Raw genomic sequence first — 18,033 nt, forward strand, 5'->3', positions numbered from 1 at the left:
CCTTAACGGCAATCCTTTCGTCAGTTCAGGTCGGCGACCTTGGTTTCGGGCTTGCCGTCCACGGCGTTGGCCAGCTGTGGAACGAGTTTGTCGAGCGCGTACAGCAACGCGTTCGGCCCGCTGTAGGACAGCGCGCCGGCCAGCGGCGTGTCGAACGTCGTGTACAGCGTGCGGTCGGTCTGGACGACCGGCAGGCCGGCGAACGCGCTCGACTGCAGCATGATGGCCTTGGTGGCGCCGTTGACGAACAGCACGTCGCGGTTGAGCACGTCAAGCCGTTCCTCGCTCAACTCGGCCGACTCGGACTGCGCGGCGAAACCGAGCGCGTCGAACAGCGCGCGCCGCGGGTCCTTGGCCGGGATGAGGTAGTGCTGGCCGTTCTCGGGGCCGTAGTCCTCGACGAGCACCTTGCCGGCGAACTCGGGGTGGGCCTTGCGCGCCTCCTCGATCTTGCCCTTCACCTTGTCCACCAACGCCTGCGCCTCGGTCTGCTTGCCGAGCGCCTTGCCGATGGTCAGGGTCTGCACGTCCCACGGGGTCTGCTCGTCCGGATAGTCCTTGGACTGCACGACGGTCGGCGCGATCTCGGTGAGCTTGTCGTAGGTCTGCTGGTCGATGGTCTCGTAGATCGCCAGGATCAGGTCCGGCTTCTGCGCGAGGATCGCCTCGAAGTTGATCTCACCGGAGAACGTGGTCACGCCCTTGCCGCCGGTGGCGTCCTTGACCCACGGCAGCGTGTTGTAGGAGTCGAACCAGGCGCGGGTGCTGACCGGTGTGACTCCCAGTGCCAGCACGAAGTCCTGGTCGTTCCAGCCGACCGTCACCACGCGCTGCGGCTTGGCGGGGATCTTCGTCGAGCCGAACTTGTGCTCGATCGTGACGGGGCCACTCGCGGCGTCGGGCTGGTCGCTCTTCGACGAGCAGCCGGCGAGCGCGGCGGCGACGACTCCGGCGGCGGCCAGCAGCGCCCACCTTCGCGTGGTCCTGCGATCCATCTGAACTCCTTAACCGAGGCGGGTTGCCGAGGATGGAGATTAGGTTAGGCTAACCTTGTCTGGCAACCGCTTCCCGGAAGGACGATCCATGCAGCGCACACTGCTCGGCGGCAAGATTCATCGGGCGACCGTGACGCAGGCCGACCTGCACTACGTCGGCTCCATCACGATCGACAAGACCCTGATGGACTCCGCCGACCTGGTGGAGGGCGAGCTCGTCCACGTGGTCGACATCGACAACGGTGCCCGGCTCACCACGTATGTCATCGAGGGGCCAGCGGATAGTGGTGTCATCGGCATCAACGGTGCCGCGGCCCGACTGGTGGCTCCCGGCGACCTGGTGATCATCATGTCGTTCCAGCAGGTTGAGGAAGCCGAGCGGGCAACGCATCGGCCGCGCGTTGTGCACGTCGACCGGGACAACCGGATCGTGGCGCTCGGGTCGGACCCGGCGGAGCCCGTGCCCGGTGCTGAGGGGCAGATGTCCGGCGCGGTTGACGAACGTGTGGTCGTGCCGGTCTGACCAGGTCCTGGCGCGATCGGGGAGCCCGCGATCGCGCCAACCTGATCCGGTGCCGCCGTCACAGGCCGGCGGCACCGGATCACTTTCATGGCCGAGCCGTCAGATATCCGCCCATAGCGCGGAAAAACTCCGTGGCGGCGTGCTCGGTCCCGTCGTCGGTCCGCACCCGCTGGATCACCAGCCCGCGGTTCGTACCACGGCGGGCGTCGGCGCCCGCGACGATGACGACCCCGTCTCCCTCGCGGATGAACACGCGACCGGGAGTCCCGCCGTAGCACGCCGAAGACAGCGCGGCCCGCACGATCCGGATGCGCTCGCCGCGGTAATGGGTGAACGCGTTGGGGTACGGGTCGGACTGGGCGCGCACGAGCCGTTCGATGTCCTCCGCCGACCAGCTCCAGTCGATGCGGCTGTCCTCAATGGACCGCTTGTGGAAGAAGCTTGCGCGGGAACGATCCTGCGCGGTCAGCACCGCGCGGCCGGACTCGATGAGGTCCAGCGCGTCGGTCGTGATCGGCCCGATCAGGTCCACGGTGCGGTGGAACAGGTCGGTGACGGTGTCCGTGGGGCCGATGGGAATCGCGCGCTGCAGCACGATGTCGCCCGCGTCGAGCTCGGCGTCCATCATGTGTGCGGTGACGCCGACCTCCGGCTCGCCGTTGATCAGGGCCCAGATCAGCGGCGAGAAACCCGCGTACGCCGGCAGCAGCGAGTCGTGCACGTTCAGGGTGCCGTGCTTGGGAAGCGTGAAGATCTCCGGCGGGATCCAGGTGCGCCAGTTGTTGGCGACGATGATGTCCGGCTCGGCTTCCTTGAGGCGCAGCATCATCTCCTCGTCGCCGGGCCGGTTGCGGATGAGGACCGGAACGCCGTGCTCCTCGGCCAGTTCGGCCACCGAGTCGGACCAGATCTTCTCGTATGCGTGGTCGCTCTTGGGATGGGTGACGACCAGAACCACCTCGTGGTCCGAGGCGAGCAGGGCCTGCAGGGTGCGATGACCCCACGTCTGGTAGCCGAACATGACGACCCGCACGAGTCTCCTCCGTCGCGATGGGGTGGGGTTGACAGACCCGGCAAGTAAAGCAAGGCTAACCTAATCTCGCAACGAGAGGGGCGCCATGACCGACGCGGTATACGACCTCGTCGGAGTGGGCCTCGACGCGGAACTGATCGACCTGTCCCGTGTCGTGGAGGCAAGATCCTGCAGTCCATTGTGGACCATCGTCGCGGTCGCCGCGGCTCACACCGCGTCGAGCAGCTTCTCCAGCGTGATCGGCAGTTCCCGGACCCGGACCCCGGTGGCGTGGTACACGGCGTTCGCGATCGCCCCGGCTACGCCGACGATGCCGAGCTCGCCGATGCCCCGCGCCCCGAGCCCGCTGATCAGGGGATCGGGATGGTCGAGGAACCGCACGTCGATCGGCGGGATGTCGGCGTGGACCGGCACGAGGTAGGACCCGAGGTTGCCGTTGGCGAACCGCGCGGTCGCCTGGTCGACCTCGGTCGCCTCCAGCAGGGCCTGCCCGATGCCCATCACCACCGCGCCCTGGATCTGGCTGCGCGCGGCCTTGACGTTGACGATCGTGCCCGCGTCGACATAAGTCAGCCAGCGCGTCACCCTGGGCTCGCCGGTCCATCTGTGCACCCGGACCTCACAGAAGTGCGCGCCGAACGAGCGGAACGCGTGGTCCGGGTCCGTCAGCTTCGGGGATGTGCCAACGGCTTCGACGCTGCCGACGTCGCACGTCGTGAGCAGGGTGCCGAAGCTCATCGTGAGGCCGCCGGACGAGATGCTGCCGTCCCGATACACGACCTCCTTGCCGTAGAAGGGCGACTTCTCGTTGGTGGTGGCCAGCTTGACGATCTCCGCGCGCGCCGCCTGCGCCGCGACCTGAACGGCCGGGCCGTTGGTGCACGTCGAGTTCGACCCGCCCGCGTTCGCGGCGGTGGGCGACGCGGAGTCGCCGAGTTCCGGCCGGACTCGGGTGACCGGGATGCCGAGGACGTCCGCGGCGAGGATGGCGAACACCGTGTACTGGCCGGTGCCGAGGTCCGCCGCCGTGCCGGACACCGTCGCCGTGCCGTCCGCGTGCAGCCGCACCTTGGTGCTCGCCTGCCCGCGGGACGCGCCGTAGGTCGCGGTTCCCATGCCCGTCCCGACCAGCCAGTCGCCCTCGACGGTCGCGCGCGGTTTCGCCGGACGGGCGTTCCAGCCGAACTCCTCGGCCCCGCGCCGGTAGCACTCGTCGAGATGCTTGCTGGACCAGGCCTTCCCGGTGTTGGGCACGACCGTCGCGTAGTTCTTCAGCCGCAACGCGATCGGGTCCATGCCGAGCTGCCCGGCGAGCTCGTCCATCGCGCTCTCCAGCGCGAACGAGCCGTTCGCCTCACCCGGCGCCCGCATCACCGTCGCCGCACCGAGGTTCATCGGCATGGTGGTCTTGCTGGTGCGGATGTTGGGAGACGCATAGGTGGTGAGCGTCCAGTTCGCCACCGACTCGGACCAGTTGCCCGCCAACGACTTTCCGGACACGCCGTCGTTGCTGATCGCGGTCAGCGTGCCGTCCGCGGTGCACGCCAGCGAGATCGTCTGCTTCGTCATCGGGCGGTGCCCGGCTACGGCGAACACCTGCTCGCGCGACAGCACGGCCTTCACCGGCCGGCCCAGCGCCTTCGCGGCGGCGCACGCCAGCGGCACCTGCGCCCAGTTGCCCCACTTGCCGCCGAAGCCGCCGCCCACGTGCGGGCTGAACACGTGGATCTTCGCGGCGTCGATGCCGAGCGTCTCGGACAGCCGCCGCACCACGAGCACCACGCCCTGGGTGACGGTGTAGACGGTCAGGTGGTCGCCGTTCCAGGCCGCCACCGTGGCGTGCGGTTCCATCGCGCAGTGGTGCTGCACCGGCGTCGAGTAGGTCGCGGTGAACGTGACGTCGCCCGCGTTGAACGCCTGGGCGAACGACGACACGCCGTCGGCGAGCACGGTGTCGGGCTGCTCGTCGGTCTGCTCCACGTGGGTCGCGGCGAGCGCGGCCGTCACCGGCGGTTGCTGCTCGTAGGTCGCCCTGACCAACGTGGCGGCGTCGCGGGCCTGTTCGAACGACTCGGCGACGACGAACCCGATGGGCTGCCCGAAGTAGCGGACTTCCTTGTCCTGCAACGGCGGGATGCGCTCGTCGTTCTGCTCCTGCCCGTAGGCGAACAGCTTGAGCGGGTTGAACGGCGTGTACACCGCGAGCACGCCGGGGGAGGCGGCCGCCGCGGCCGTGTCCATGCCGGTGACCACGCCCCGGCCGACGGTGCTCGTGACGAGGTAGCCGTAGGCGAGGCCGGGCGGGTTGTTGTCCGCGGCGTACGGGGCCGCACCGGTGACCTTCAGGCGCCCGTCGACCCGGTCAACTGATTTTCCGATCGGCGTCATCGCGCACCCGCCGCGTCGATCAGCGCGCGGACGATCGTCCGCTTCAGCAACGTCACCTTGAAAGCGTTCTGCGCCAACGGCCGTGCTCCGTCCACAGCGGACTGGGCGGCGTCGGCGAAAGTCTGTTCCAGCGCCGGGCTGCCCTGGAGCGCGTCCTCGACGGCGCGCAGCCGCCACGGCCGCGTGCCCACCCCGCCCGCGGCGATCCGGGCGTCGAGCACCACGCCGCGCCGGACGTTCAGCGCCACCGCGACGGAGGTGAGCGCGAACTCGTACGACTGCCGGTCACGGATCTTGAGGTACGTCGACCGGCGTGCCCACGGCAGCAACGGCACCGCCACGTCGACGATCAGCTCGCCGGGCCGCAGCTGGTTCTCGGTCTCGGGAGTGCTTCCGGGCAGCAGGTAGAACTTCTCCAACGGGACCGTGCGCTCGCCGTCCGGGCCGCGCAGCCGCACCTCCGCGTCCAGGGCGACGAGCGCCACCGCCAGATCGCTGGCGTGGGTGGCGACGCAGGAGTCGCTGGTCCCCAGGATCGCGTGCGTGCGGTTGACTCCGGTCTGCGCGGGACATCCGCTGCCCGGCTGCCGCTTGTTGCACGGCGACGCGGTGTCGCGGAAGTAGTCGCATCGCGTGCGCTGCAACAGGTTCCCGCCGATGCTGGCCATGTTGCGCAGCTGTGCCGATGCGCTTTGCAACAGCGCCCGGGAGATCACCGGGTAGACGATGGGGTGCGCGGCCACCGCGCTCATCCGCTCGAGCGCGCCGATCCGCAGGAACCCGCCGTGCACCCGAATCCCGCGCAACGGCAGGAGGTTGACGTCGATGACGTGATCGGGCGTCACGACTTCGAGTTTCATCAGGTCGACCAGGGTGGTGCCGCCGGCGAGGAACGCCGAGCCCGGCTTCGTCAGACGCAACGCCTCGTCGACGCCGTTCGGCCTCGCGTAGTCGAAGGCCTTCATGACCGGCCCGCCTGTGCCTGCTTGATCGCGTCCAGGATGTTGGGGTAGGCGCCGCAGCGGCAGATGTTGCCGGACATCGCCTCCCGGATCTCGTCGTCCGTGCGCACCGTGCCGTCCCCGACGACGGCGACCGCCGACATGATCTGGCCGGACGTGCAGAACCCGCACTGGAACCCGTCGTGGTTGATGAACGCCTGCTGCACCGGATGGAGCTCGTCGCCGTCCGCGATGCCCTCGATCGTGGTGACCTTCTTGTCCTGCAACGACACCGCGAGCGTCAGGCACGACAGCACGCGCCGGTCGTCGACATGGACCGTGCATGCGCCGCACTGGCCGCGGTCGCAGCCCTTCTTGGTACCGGTGAGGTTCAGCCGCTCGCGCAGGGCGTCGAGCAGCGTCACCCGCGGGTCGAGGCTGAGCTTCTTCCGCTCGCCGTTGACCGAGAACGCCACGTCGACCAGGCCGTCAGTGCGTGGTTGCTCGGTAATGGGTGCGGCAGCGGCGATCGACGGTCTCATCGCCACACCGGCGGACACCGCCGCCGCCTGCCCGAAGAACCGCCGCCTGGACAGGTCAGACTCGTTGGGTGCCATGTGATCTCCCCGTGTTCCGAGGGTCACATAAGCAGCACCGATCCGATGAGTCAATGCGCCAAGCTGCCGAATCTGGCCGGTAGTGCTTGTTTGGCACCGTATACATCCGATGTTTTTGGCCGCGTAACCGATGCGGTCGTCCTGCGATAGGTAGTGATGGACGAACTGGTGGTGGTGACCGGTGCGACGGGCCGGCAGGGTGGCGCGGTCGCCCGGCACCTGCTCGCGGCCGGCTGGCGGGTGCGGGCGCTGACCCGTGACCCGGATTCGGCTTCGGCACGGCGGCTCGCGGCGGCCGGAGCCGAGATGGTCCGTGCGGACATGGCCGACATCGCCTCGCTGCGCCCGGCGTTCGCCGGGGCGCACGGCGTGTTCAGCGTGCAGAACCCGATGATCAGCGGACTAGACGCGGAGGTCCGGCAGGGCCGCGCGGTCGGCGACGCCGCGGCCGAGGCGGGCGTGCGGCACGTTGTGTACGGATCGGCCGGTGTCGGGCGAAGCGGGACCGGGGTCGGCCAGTGGGAGTCCAAGCTGGTGGTGCGGGACCACCTGGAGTCGCTCGGGCTGCCGCTCACGGTGTTGCGACCGACGGCGTTCATGGAACTGATGACCGACAAGGACTTCTATCCGCCGGTCTCGATGTGGCACCTGATGCCGAAGCTGATCGGCGGTGACCGGCCGTTGCCGTGGTTGTGCGCCGACGACCTGGGCGCGGTCGCGGCGCGGGCGTTCGCCGAACCGGAGCGGTTCGTCGGCGCGGACCTCGCCCTGGCGTCCGACGTGCGGACCCTCGACGAGTGCCGCGAGCTGTGGCGCGAGGTCTTCGGCCGCCCGCCGCGGAGGTTCCCGATGCCGGTGTGGCTGTTCGAGCGGTTCACCGGCAAGGACCTGACGGCCATGTGGCGGTGGCTGCACGAGAACCCGGTCGAGATCGACCCGGCCGTCACCCGGTCGATCGTGCCTACCGCGCGGACGGTCCGCGAGTGGCTGTCCGTCAGGTGAGCCAGTCGAGTGCTTCGCCGGCGCGGTCGAGGACCGAGATGTGGCCGTCACCCGGACTGAGCCACAGCTCCGCGTCCGGGCATTGCCCGGCCAGCCACGCGCTGTGCGCGGCGGGGATCATCCGGTCCTCGTCGCCGTGCACGAGCAGCACTGGGGCGGTGATCTCCGCCAGATCGCAACCCCAGGGCCGGACGTAGGCGAGGTCGTCGTCGATCAGCCCGCCGGGGCCGGCGGCGAGCGCTGGGGTGACGACCGCGTTCAACCAGTCCTGCGAACCGGAGAGCGCCGCGAAGTCCGCAGTGGTGAACACGTCGGGATCGAACTCCGCCGATGCCTCGTACTTCTCCTTGGCCGCCCGTCCCTCGGCGGCCGCCCGCAGCGAGGCCGTTGTGCCCGAGGCCATCCCGGCGAACCAGTCGAGCCCGACCGCGTCGAACGGTGCGACCGCGGCCAGTGCCGCCACGGCGACGACGCGATCACCCAGCAGTGCGGCACAGGCGAGGGCGTGCGAGGCGCCGCCGGAATGGCCCATGACCGCGAACCGGTCGATGCCCAGGGCGTCGGCCACCGCGACCGCGTACGCGGCCGCGGAACCGATGGTGCGTCCGGGATCCGGGGTCGAGGTGCCGTAGGCGGGCCGGTCGTAGGACACCCAGCGGACGTCGGGCCGCAGGAGCGGCGCGGGCGGCGTGCCGAGGTTCGGTGTGCCGTGGTGCCACAACACGGTGAGCCGGGCGGATTTCGGCCCGATGTCGTAGATGTGCAGGTCCGGGTCAGTCATCGAGCAACCGCCATGCGGTGAGGGCGAGCTTGGCTCGCGTGGGTTCGGTGGGGTCGATGCCCGCAGTCTTCCCGATCCTTTACAGAGTGAACTGTTGAGGACATATCGATTCCGAAAATTGGTCTAGAACTCTGCTAGCTTGCCCGGAATGAGGGCATTCGCCAGGACGTTCGTGAGCCTCCTGCTGGTGTGTCTGCTCGGTCCGGGAGCAATGGCGACCGCCGCACCGGGTTGCGAGTGCGACACCCCGTCGATCGACCGGCTGCAGCAGTGGCTGGCCTCCGGCGAGGGCACGACCGTGCCGGCGACCGGCAGCCTGCTCGTCCGCGAAGGCCCCAAGTACGCCGCGAAGGTCACGTTCCTCAACGCCGAGTGGCATGTGGTCGTCGTGTGGCTGGGCAACAAGTTCGAGGCGCAGGCCGACCTGTCGAAGTCGCGCGGCTTCTGGATGACCTACAGCGCGACCGACGACCTCTACGTCCAGCTGCGCCCGGCCTCGCACTGGAGCGGCGGGAACAAGTGGCTCACGAAGGTCCCGTCGACCGGCGGGAAGATCGTGCACCGGTGGTTCAGCTTCGCGCCGGACAAGTGGACGACGCTGCCCGAGCTCGGCAAGCCCGACTACTCCCTGGCCTCCGCGCTGACCGAGGCGCGCGGCCTGGTGTTCGTCGGCAAGACCGCGAACCGGATCGAGTTCCGCGGCCTGCGGATCGACGGCTACCGGCCGCCGTGCCTGTGAGCCGTTCCGCTGAGCGGTTGACCGCTACCTTGCATTGATGCCCAGGGAATACAACGGCAGCATGGACACTTCCCGGCACCCGGTCGACCAGGTGCTGCCGCCCACCCGGCTCGCACTGCTCGGCCTGCAGCACGTGCTGGCGATGTACACCGGTTGTGTCACGGTGCCGCTGGTGTTCGGCGCGGCCGCCGGGCTCGACACGTCCACGATCGGCCTGCTCGTCAACGCCGACCTGTTGGTGGCGGGCCTGATCACGTTGCTGCAGGCGCTCGGCATCGGGCGGGTGCTCGGCATCCGGCTGCCCGTCGTGGCCGGCGCGACGTTCACCGCGGTCACGCCGATGATCCTCATCGCCGGTCAGTACGGGGTCCAGGCCGTGTACGGGTCGATGATCGCGGCCGGGCTGTTCGGGATCCTGGTGGCCGTGCCGTTCGCGCGTGCCGTGCGGTTCTTCCCGCCGGTCGTCACGGGTTCGGTCATCACGGTCATCGGGCTGTCCCTGATCGGTGTGGCCGCCGGGCTGATTGCGGGAGTGGATCCCACGGCGGCGGACTACGCGGCTCCTCGTCGGCTGGTGCTGGCCGCGGGCATCGTGCTGCTCATCGTCCTGATCGCCCGGTTCGCCAGGGGAGTGCTCGCGCAGCTGGGTGTGCTGCTCGGCCTCGTCGGCGGGACGCTGGCCGCGATCGCCTTGGGAATGACCGACTTCTCGTCGGTCAGCAGCGCTTCCTGGCTCGGCATCACCACGCCGTTTCACTTCGGAGCGCCGCAGTTCCCGGTGGCCGCGGTCGTCTCGATGTGCGTCGTGATGCTGGTGACGTTCACCGAATCCACCGCCGACATGCTCGCCGTCGGCGAGATGACCGGTCGGCCGGTCACCCCGCGAGACCTGGCCCGCGGACTCGCCGCCGAAGGCGTGTCCGGTGTGCTCGGCGGGGTCATGAACGGCTTCCTGGACACCGTGTTCGGGCAGAACGTGGGGCTCGTCGGCATCACCAAGGTCCGCAGCCGCTACGTCGCCGCGACCGCTGGCGGGATCTTGGTGTTGCTTGGACTTGCGCCGAAGCTCGGCGAGGTCGTCGCCTCGCTGCCGGGGCCCGTGGTCGGTGCGGCCGGGCTGGTCATGTTCGCCACCGTGACGGCCATCGGCATCAACATCCTGCGCGCCGTGGATTTCGACGACACGGGCAACCTGTTGATCGTCGCCGTGTCCATCGGGGTCGGCATGTTGCCAGTTGTGGCGCCGAAGATCTATCACACGTTTCCGGCTTGGGCTCAGGTGATCGGGGGCAGCGCGATTACCAGTGCGGCGCTGGTGTCGTTCCTGCTGAACGTTCTGTTCAACCACACTGCCAGGCGTCGGAGTCCTGTTTGATTACGCGGCTGCGCCGCGGTACGTTGGCATTTTCGCGCGGCCACGGCGCTAGGGCGCCGCGTCCGCGCGAAAATGCCAACGTACCGAAGTCTGTGGTTGGCTTTTGTGGTGGGTCCTGATCCGTTCCAGACTTGCGTTGCTTGGTGCGGTTGTGTGGGTGGTCGGGATGAGGTGGCTGAAGTTTCGTTGTTTGATTTTCACTCGATAGTGGTCTCCATTGCGGGGTTGGCCGTTTAATTGTGATCTTGCGGTAGATTTGTGCTATGGACCGAGCGGCGGCTATCGACAATATGCTGTTCATACAAAAGCAAGTTGATTACTGGCAGGCCCAGCTATTGCGTCAGCTTGCCGACTTCGCCATCGGTACCGCCGACGACGAATTCGCGGCGGCGGAGATTGTCGCGGCGATGAAGTGGACCTCGAAGTGGGCCGAGGATCAGTTGCTGGTGGCGCGGGAGACGGTCACCAAGCTGCCCCGCACGGTCGACGCCCTGCAGGCGGGGGAGATCGACTCCTATAAGGCGAAGATCTTGTTCAACTACACCCACCGGCTCACCGCCGACCAGGCCGCGGAGGTCGAGGAGCGGGCGTTGGTCAAGGCGCCGGGACAGACCAGTACCCAGCTGCGGCGGTCGCTGCAGCGCATCGTGATGGCGGTGGACCCCGAGGGGTGCGCCGAGCGGCGGGAGGCGCGCAAGGCCGAGCGGATCGCCGGGATCGAGGAGCGGGTCGACGACATGGTGAAGCTGTTCGCCTGGCTGCCCGCCGACCGCGGTATCGCGGCTGCGCATCGGGTCGACAAGCTCGCCCGTGCGGCGAAGTTTCCCGGTGACACGCGCACGCTCAGCCAGCGCCGCGCCGACGTGGTCGCCGACATGCTCCTCGCGACGCCCGACCAGACCTCCTCCGTGAAGGTCAACCTGAACGTCACCGTCTCCTCGACCACCCTGATGGGACTGGATGATCATCCCGGTGAGCTGGTGGGTTACGGCCCGATCAGCGCCGAACTCGCCCGCGAGCTCGCGGGCGACTCGACGTGGCGGCGACTGCTCACTGACCCGCAGTCGGGGATGCTGCTGGATGTCGGCACCAGCACGTATCGGCCGCCGGAGCATCTGCGCCGGTTCCTGTGGGCGCGTGATCAGACGTGCCGTCAGCCGGGCTGCATGATGCCCGCGCAGCGCTGCGAACTTGACCACACGGTGCCCTATCCCGACGGTCCGACGGCGGCGTGCAACCTGTGCCCGTTCTGCAAGCATCATCATCGGTTGAAGCACAAGAGCAATTGGGCGGTGACTCAGCCGATTCCCGGGCGGTTCATCTTCAAGGCCCCGTCGGGAAAGGTGTACGTGCGCGAACCGGAACCGGTGCTGGCTGGCTTCCCGACCGATCCGCCGTTCTAAAATAAACGACGAAACTCGGGCCACACCTCCCGGCCATGCCCGCAACCGCACCAAAATTACGCAAGTCTGGGCGGTGTCTGGGGCACGACGGCAGCCAACCACAGACTTCGGTACGTTGGCATTTTCGCGCGGACGCGGCGCCCTAGCGCCGTGGCCGCGCGAAAATGCCAACGTGTCGCGGCGCAGCCGCGTCCAAATACCCGAGCGGATCGCCCATCGGTAGCCTGCGCGTGTGGCTGAGACCCAGGACGAAGTGCAGCTGATCGCGGATGGCTTCGGGCGTGCGCGCTGGCCTCGCCGATGTCAACGGCAAGCCCCACTACTTCCAGGGCTACGACTACAACCACGCTGACGAAGCCGACGAGTACAGCGTCTGGCCCGCGAGCGACGCGGCGGTGGAGCTGGAGCGCGAGCAGTGGGCCCGCTACGACGAACTGGACCTGCTGCTGAAGCAGTACCGGCAGGTGCCGGACGACGCGAGGCGACTGGTGGGCGAGGTGCGGTTCGATGCCGGCGCCCGGCACCGGGCCGAGGGTGTGGATTACTGGTTCCGATGGCGTCCAAGCAGGCGAGACCGCCGTTGATCCTTACGATCTACGGCTGGAGTACTAAGCGGGTGCGGCAACCCGATCAGCCAGCGCGCTGAGCGACCGGTGCGTGGCGTCCACGGCGGCAAGGCGTTCACCGAGGTTGGCCGACAACGCCCGCACGACCGGGTCATCGGGCCCACGCCGGCCACGGATCTCGGCGATCCGCTCCTCCACGGTGACCGGACGACCCTGCGGATCAGTGGTCATGTCGCAGTACCACAGCGCGTCACGGACCGGCCCACGCTCGTCGTGGAACGCCCCCAACTCACCAGCCAGCCCGACCTCGGCGGCGACCGCGGCGGCACCGGAGTGGTGGGCGACCAGCCCGCACACCCGTGGCGACACGCCTTGGCGGGCCAGGAACCGGGCGCCGTCGAGCGAATGCAACCCGGTCTCCACCACCTCGGCCGCGTAACCGATGTCGTGCAGCCACGCGGCCGCGATCAGCACCGGCCGGTCCCGCAACGCCAGGACGTGCGCGACCTGTTCCGCGCGACGCGCCACCCCGCTGGTGTGGGCCCAGCGGCGGGGGAGCTCACGCGCGAGCAGCCGATGGGCGGTGCGGCGGGCCCAGACCAGGCCGAACCCACCGCTCGGACCCGCGGCGAAACTCTCCGCGTTGGCCGTGGCCTGCGCCCGGACCGCCCGTTCGACTAGCAGCGGCACGAAATCCGGCACCCGCGCCCCGGCGAACCGCGCGCGGGCCCGCGCGACCCACTCGTGCACGAGGGTCGGCGGTACCCGGTCCTGTTCGTGGACGAGGCGGGCCTCGAGTCGGGCGATCTGCTCGTCGACGTCACACCGCAGCACCCCCGCAGTCTGCCTTGCGCCGGGCCGCGCACCAAGAGGCCGTCAGCGAACGACGCCGTCCGTGCCGAGCCGGGAGAGCACGGAACGCAGCCCCACCACCAGCTCGTCGGCGGTGGCCTGGTCCAGGATCAACGGCGGCGCGACGATCAGCGAGTGCGGGTTGGTGCGCACGATGATGCCCGCGTCCTCGCGCAACGCGTCGGCGACCCGCAGCGTGCTGCCCGGCGGCAGGTCCGTCCGCACGTCCTTGTCCGACACGAGCTGCACCGCCAGCATCATCCCGAGCTGCCGGACGTCACCGACCGCGGGCAGGTCGAGCAGCGTCCGCAGCCCGGCGCCGAGGTGCGCGCCGACCTCGACCGCGTTGTCCAGCAGGCGCTCGCGTTCGATGATGTCGAGGTTGGCCAACGCCACGGCGCACGCGGTGGGATGCCCGGTGTAGGTGTAGCCGATCGGGAACCCGTTGCCGGACGAGATGACGTCCGCAACCGGCGAGCTGACCAGCACGGCACCGTGCGGCACATAGCCGGACGTGATGCCCTTGGCCGTCACGAGGATGTCCGGCACCACCCCGAAGTGCTCGGCGCCGAACCACCGCCCGGTGCGCCCGAACGCGGTGACGACCTCGTCGAAGATCAGCAGAATCCCGTTGCGCCGCAGCACTTCCGCGATGCGCGGCCAGTAGTCGGCCGGCGGCACGACCGCGCCGTACCCGCCCATCACCGGTTCGCCGATCATCGCGGCGATCCGGTGTGCGCCGAGCTGGTCGATGGTCTTCTCCAGCTCCCGCACGCAGAAGTCGGTCGGGTCGTCACCGCCGAAGAGCTCGCGTTGGTACGGGTGCGGCGGCGTGAGCAGGGCGACGTCCGGCACGACCGGGCCGAACCCCGCCTGGTAGACCGGGGATCCGGACACACTGCCGCTGCCGTAACCGATGCCGTGGTACGCGCTGTGCCGCGACAGCAGCCAGGTGCGGTCAGTATGTCCCTGCCGGTGGTGGAAGAACCGCGCCATGCGCAGGGCGATCTCGTTGCCCTCCGCGCCACCGCTGGTGAAGAACACCCGGTCCAGGCCGTCCGGCGCGAGTGAGACCAGTCGCGTGGCGAGCTCGACGGCCTTGTCGTTGGTGATCGTGCCCCACGTGTGGAAGCACGCCAGGGAACGCATCTGCGCGGCAGCGGCCTCGGCGAGCTCAGTTCTGCCGTGACCGACCTGCATCAGACCGAGTACCGCGGAAGCGTCGAGGTACGAACGCCCGTCGGCGTCCCGGACCCGGACACCGTTGCCGCTGACCAGAACCGTGCGGTCGGTTCGATCCTCAGGCAGCAGCGGATGCATCAGCGTGGCGCGATCCCGCTCGACCAGGCTGGAGAGCAGTGCGGTCATGATCAGTGCCGCGGTTCGAAGTCGACGACGTCACCGGCGCGCTCGCCGCCGGAGAGCTGGCCGTTGCGGTCGGTGCGGATGTAGACGCGGTGCAGCCACCGGTCGTGGCCGTCCCAGCGCGGCGTGAACGGCGTGCGGGCGTGCGTGGTCCGGAAGTTGTCGATGATCAGGACATCACCGGGCACGAGGTACACCGCCTCGGTGACCTCGTCGAGCGCCTTCGACAGCGCCTCGACGGCCTCGACGTCGTGCGGGAACTTCGGCGTGAGCAGCTCCCGGTCGTAACCGAGGTAGACGTCGTCCTTGTCGCCGTACAACGGTTTCACGTCGGCGATCGCGCCCGGATCCTCGACACCGCCGCGGAACGCGACGTCGACCTCGCACGGGACCGGCCGGTCGAAGAGCCACTCGCGGACGTCCTTGGACAGCAACGGAACCGCGTTGCGCACCGACGCCACCAGGGTGGCCGCGCGGCGCTCGTGGTCCGCGCGCGAGCACGCCAGCATCACGTAGTTGGGCTGCAGCGTGTGGTACGCCATCTCGGTGTGGAACTCGAGCAGCGTCTCGGAGGTCTCCGACGACAGGTGGTGGGCGCCCGGCGACGGGTACACGTCGTGGAAGACCGTGCCGTAACGCAGTTCGCGATAGCCGGTGTGCAGGCCGAGCCGGCGGCCGAAGATCGCGAGCATGGCCTCCATCGTCAACAGGGGCCGGTCGGTCGGAGCCGGGGTGCTGGTGGGGGTCGGCGGCAGGTCGGCGTCGTCCTCGACGGGCAGGCCGCGCAGCACCAGATGACCGTCCTGGCTGCCGTGCGCGTTGAAGTCGTCGAGTGCCCGAGCGATCTCGGCGGGCAACTGGTCGGCCGCGGCCTTCGCGATGTGCAGGAACCCGTGCAGGTCGGCGCGCGGCACCTGGGGCAGCTGCCGGGCCAGCGTGCGCAGTTGCGCCGAGTACGCGGTGCAGTCGAGGACGGTCATGACGGCTTCCTTTCCGATGCACGGGATCGTGCGTACTGGTAGAGCAGCTCGGCACCGATCTCGGTGGCGAGGATCGAGGTGATGCCGCCGTGGTCGTAGAGCGGCGAGACCTCCATGACGTCGAACCCGGTGAGCCGCAGGTCGCCGGTCGCGCGCAGCAACGCCAGCAGCTCGCGGGACGACAGCCCGCCGGGAGCGGGGGTTCCGGTGCCCGGCGCGAACGCCGGATCCACCACGTCGATGTCGACCGACACGTACAACGGCGCGTCACCGACGGTTTCGCGGACGAACCGGGTGCAGTCCGCGATGCCGAGCTGGGTGAACTCGTCGGCGGTGACGATGTGCACGCCGTTGTCGCGGGCGTAGTCGAGCGAGTCGGGCCGCGGGTTGTGGCCGCGGATGCCGAGCTGCACCATCCGCCGTGGGTCGACCAGCTTCTCCTCGATGGCGTGCCGGAACGGCGTGCCGTGGTGGTACTCCCCGCCGTAGAACGCGGGATTGGTGTCGGAGTGCGCGTCGAGATGCAACACCGCCAGCGGGCCGTGTTTTCCCGCGGTGGCGCGCAATGCCGCCAGCGTCATGGAGTGGTCACCGCCGAGCATGAGGAACGCGGCGTTGTCCCGCAGCAGCACCTCGAGCCGGCGTTGCGCGGTCTCCATGGCGACGTTCATGTTGAACGGCGTCAGGTCGATATCGCCCGCGTCCGCACAGCGGATCAGGTCGAACGTGCCGGGCCCGCGGTCGATGCCCACGCCGTGGATGAGCCCCGACTCGGCCCGGATCGCTCGCGGACCGAAGCGGGCGCCCGGCCGGTAGCTGGCGCCCGAGTCGTAGGGCGCTCCGATGACGACGACGTCATAGCCGGACGGATCGGTGTCGTGCGGCAGACGCATGAACGTGGGGATCTGCGCGTACCGGGGCGAGATCGTGGTGTCTACCCGTTCCACCTGTGCTCCTTTCACGCCACCGGCTGGAAGTGGTTGCGGGCGACCTCGTCCACCACGGCCATGAGGTCGACCTCGTCCGGGTGCCTGCCCTCCGCGACGACCTGGCCGAACAGCTCGCGGACCACGAGGTGCTTGGCCTGGTGCACCCGGTCGGCCGGCAGACCGGCGCCGGTGAGCAGCGCGGTGAACCCGGTGGTCGTGCCGGAGCCCTCGTGCACGCCGAGCTTCGGCCGCAGCACCGTGGGCAGCGGCAACATGTCGCCCATCGCCGCGCGCAGCACCCACTTGTCCCGCCCGTAGCGGCGTTTCAGACCGGCCTCCAGCCCGGTGAGGGCGTCGAGCACCTCGCGGTCCCAGAACGGATGCGTGGACCAGTGGCCGCCGATCGCCGACAGCACCGGCGTCATCTCGTTGAGCCCGTCGAACGTGGCCATGTCGCGCGCGACCGCGGTGTCCAGCTCCGGCAGCCGGTCCTCGCGGTGCATGCCGCCCAGCGGGATGTCCGCGCCGTAGCCGGTCAGGATCCGCCTCCCCGGCCCGTTCAGGCCGAGGTAGAGCGTGGTCAACGGCAACAGGTACTCGATGATGTCGGGATCGGTGGACTCGGACGCCCAGATCGCGTGCGGCAGCCTGCGCAGAAGATCCTCCGTGGACACAGTCAGTTCACTGTGGACGGATCGCAGGTGTTCCGCGACAACGCGTGCCTCGGCGAACTCGTTGTTGTCCGTCGTGCCCATCGACACGGTGTCGATCGGCCCGCGCACCGCCTGAGCGGCCAGCGCGGCGACACTGGAGGAGTCGATCCCGCCGGAGATCACCACCAGCGGCGTGCAGGAGCCGATGCGTGACCGCACGGCGTGGTCGAGCGTCCTTCGCACGAGCTCGACCGCCTCGTCCTCTGGCAGGATCCGGCGCGACAGGGGCGGGGTCCACGTGCGGTGGACGGTCCCGGCGCCGGAACCGACGTCCAGTTCCAGCACCGAGCCCGCGGGAACCTGGCGGATGCCGGGCAGGGCGTGGATCTGGCGCCCGAGTGCCGGCATCGGATGCCGGGTGGTCACCGTGATGGCCTTGGCCTCGGTCGCCGCGGTGATCCGGCCGCGCACGGCGTTGAGATACAGCGGCACCGAGCCGGCGTGGTCGGTGGCCAGCAGGGCGCGCCGGCCCAGGAGGCCGAACGCCGCGAAACGTCCGTTGAGCAGCCGGAACGCGTGGACGCCGTACAGCTCGACGAGCGCGAGGACGAGTCCCGCGTCGGTGTCCGGGATGTCGTCGCCGGGCAGCAACGACCGCAGCTGGTCGCCGTTGTGGAGCTCTCCGGCGAGGACCAGCGTCGCGCCGCGCCGGCGGGCGACGGCGCCTTGAGGTGTTCCCGAGTGGACCAGCGTGGCGCACAGCCGCGTCCCGCTCGCGTTGTCCTCGACCTCGGTCAGCGCGCCGAGCGAGGCGAACATCGGGACGGGGTTGAAGACCGCGTCCGGTCCGGCGGACACCAGGAATCCCGTGGCGGGAGGCAGAGTGCTCAT

At 69.3% G+C, this 18,033-nt stretch carries 17 protein-coding genes; 6 read left to right on the forward strand and 11 right to left on the reverse strand.

Going from position 1 to position 18,033, the window contains the following annotated elements; translation table 11 throughout:
* Nucleotides 1–20 precede the first annotated feature (20 nt).
* A complete protein-coding gene (locus tag QSK35_RS36790; protein WP_285752340.1) occupies nucleotides 21–995 on the reverse strand; it encodes an ABC transporter substrate-binding protein in 975 nt (324 codons plus the stop codon).
* Between the two features lie 88 nt (nucleotides 996–1,083).
* Between QSK35_RS36790 and panD the strand changes: the two genes are divergently transcribed.
* A complete protein-coding gene (gene panD, locus QSK35_RS36795; RefSeq protein WP_285752341.1) occupies nucleotides 1,084–1,518 on the forward strand; it encodes an aspartate 1-decarboxylase in 435 nt (144 codons plus the stop codon).
* An 85-nt stretch (nucleotides 1,519–1,603) separates the two neighbouring features.
* Here the strand turns inward: panD and QSK35_RS36800 are convergent, their stop codons facing one another.
* From QSK35_RS36800 to QSK35_RS36815, 4 genes are all read right to left on the reverse strand, one after another.
* Nucleotides 1,604–2,551 carry a methionyl-tRNA formyltransferase gene (locus QSK35_RS36800; RefSeq protein WP_285752342.1) on the reverse strand — a complete coding sequence of 316 codons (948 nt, stop codon included), beginning with the start codon at nucleotides 2,549–2,551 and terminating at the stop codon, nucleotides 1,604–1,606.
* Nucleotides 2,552–2,758: 207 nt separating this feature from the next.
* Nucleotides 2,759–4,939 carry a xanthine dehydrogenase family protein molybdopterin-binding subunit gene (locus QSK35_RS36805; RefSeq protein WP_285752343.1) on the reverse strand — a complete coding sequence of 727 codons (2,181 nt, stop codon included), beginning with the start codon at nucleotides 4,937–4,939 and terminating at the stop codon, nucleotides 2,759–2,761.
* Nucleotides 4,936–5,904, reverse strand: a complete 969-nt coding sequence (locus QSK35_RS36810; protein WP_285752344.1) for an FAD binding domain-containing protein — start codon at nucleotides 5,902–5,904, stop codon at nucleotides 4,936–4,938. Before QSK35_RS36810 ends, QSK35_RS36805 begins: the two co-directional genes overlap by 4 nt.
* A complete protein-coding gene (locus QSK35_RS36815; protein WP_285752458.1) occupies nucleotides 5,901–6,422 on the reverse strand; it encodes a (2Fe-2S)-binding protein in 522 nt (173 codons plus the stop codon). The genes QSK35_RS36810 and QSK35_RS36815 overlap by 4 nt, the downstream gene beginning before the upstream one ends.
* Before the next feature lie 231 nt (nucleotides 6,423–6,653).
* On the opposite strand from QSK35_RS36815, the gene QSK35_RS36820 reads away from it, so the two are divergent.
* Entirely contained in the window at nucleotides 6,654–7,499 is an 846-nt protein-coding gene (locus tag QSK35_RS36820; RefSeq protein WP_285752345.1) for an NmrA/HSCARG family protein, read from the forward strand.
* Here QSK35_RS36820 and QSK35_RS36825 read toward each other — a convergent pair.
* On the reverse strand, nucleotides 7,492–8,280 hold the full coding sequence (locus QSK35_RS36825; RefSeq protein WP_285752346.1) for an alpha/beta fold hydrolase: 789 nt from the start codon (nucleotides 8,278–8,280) through the stop codon (nucleotides 7,492–7,494). The two genes, QSK35_RS36820 and QSK35_RS36825, sit on opposite strands and share 8 nt — an antisense overlap.
* A gap of 148 nt (nucleotides 8,281–8,428) precedes the next feature.
* On the opposite strand from QSK35_RS36825, the gene QSK35_RS36830 reads away from it, so the two are divergent.
* The 4 genes from QSK35_RS36830 to QSK35_RS36845 all read left to right on the forward strand — a co-directional run bounded on the left by QSK35_RS36830 (nucleotide 8,429) and on the right by QSK35_RS36845 (nucleotide 12,381).
* Nucleotides 8,429–9,019 carry a hypothetical protein gene (locus tag QSK35_RS36830; protein WP_285752347.1) on the forward strand — a complete coding sequence of 197 codons (591 nt, stop codon included), beginning with the start codon at nucleotides 8,429–8,431 and terminating at the stop codon, nucleotides 9,017–9,019.
* 37 nt (nucleotides 9,020–9,056) lie between these two features.
* Nucleotides 9,057–10,394, forward strand: a complete 1,338-nt coding sequence (locus QSK35_RS36835) for a nucleobase:cation symporter-2 family protein (RefSeq protein ID WP_285752348.1) — start codon at nucleotides 9,057–9,059, stop codon at nucleotides 10,392–10,394.
* 263 nt (nucleotides 10,395–10,657) lie between these two features.
* Entirely contained in the window at nucleotides 10,658–11,797 is a 1,140-nt protein-coding gene (locus QSK35_RS36840) for an HNH endonuclease signature motif containing protein (protein ID WP_285752349.1), read from the forward strand.
* Nucleotides 11,798–12,078: 281 nt separating this feature from the next.
* The gene (locus QSK35_RS36845) at nucleotides 12,079–12,381 is read left to right on the forward strand and encodes a hypothetical protein (protein ID WP_285752350.1); all 303 of its coding nucleotides are present in this window, start codon (nucleotides 12,079–12,081) and stop codon (nucleotides 12,379–12,381) included.
* A gap of 24 nt (nucleotides 12,382–12,405) precedes the next feature.
* Here the strand turns inward: QSK35_RS36845 and QSK35_RS36850 are convergent, their stop codons facing one another.
* From QSK35_RS36850 to QSK35_RS36870, 5 genes are read right to left on the reverse strand one after another with little or no spacing between them, the layout of a single operon-like run.
* Complete coding sequence (locus QSK35_RS36850; protein WP_285752351.1) at nucleotides 12,406–13,197, reverse strand: three-helix bundle dimerization domain-containing protein; 792 nt, start codon at nucleotides 13,195–13,197, stop codon at nucleotides 12,406–12,408.
* Between the two features lie 42 nt (nucleotides 13,198–13,239).
* On the reverse strand, nucleotides 13,240–14,583 hold the full coding sequence (locus QSK35_RS36855) for an aminotransferase family protein (RefSeq protein WP_285752352.1): 1,344 nt from the start codon (nucleotides 14,581–14,583) through the stop codon (nucleotides 13,240–13,242).
* 2 nt (nucleotides 14,584–14,585) lie between these two features.
* A complete protein-coding gene (gene cs1 / locus QSK35_RS36860; protein WP_285752353.1) occupies nucleotides 14,586–15,560 on the reverse strand; it encodes a clavaminate synthase Cs1 in 975 nt (324 codons plus the stop codon).
* Nucleotides 15,557–16,507, reverse strand: coding sequence for an agmatinase (gene speB, locus QSK35_RS36865; protein WP_285752354.1), 951 nt, complete (start codon nucleotides 16,505–16,507; stop codon nucleotides 15,557–15,559). Before speB ends, cs1 begins: the two co-directional genes overlap by 4 nt.
* 11 nt (nucleotides 16,508–16,518) lie before the next feature.
* The gene (locus tag QSK35_RS36870) at nucleotides 16,519–18,033 is read right to left on the reverse strand and encodes an asparagine synthase-related protein (protein WP_285752355.1); all 1,515 of its coding nucleotides are present in this window, start codon (nucleotides 18,031–18,033) and stop codon (nucleotides 16,519–16,521) included.

This window comes from Lentzea sp. NBRC 105346 (assembly GCF_030269605.1).
Classification (GTDB): domain Bacteria; phylum Actinomycetota; class Actinomycetes; order Mycobacteriales; family Pseudonocardiaceae; genus Lentzea.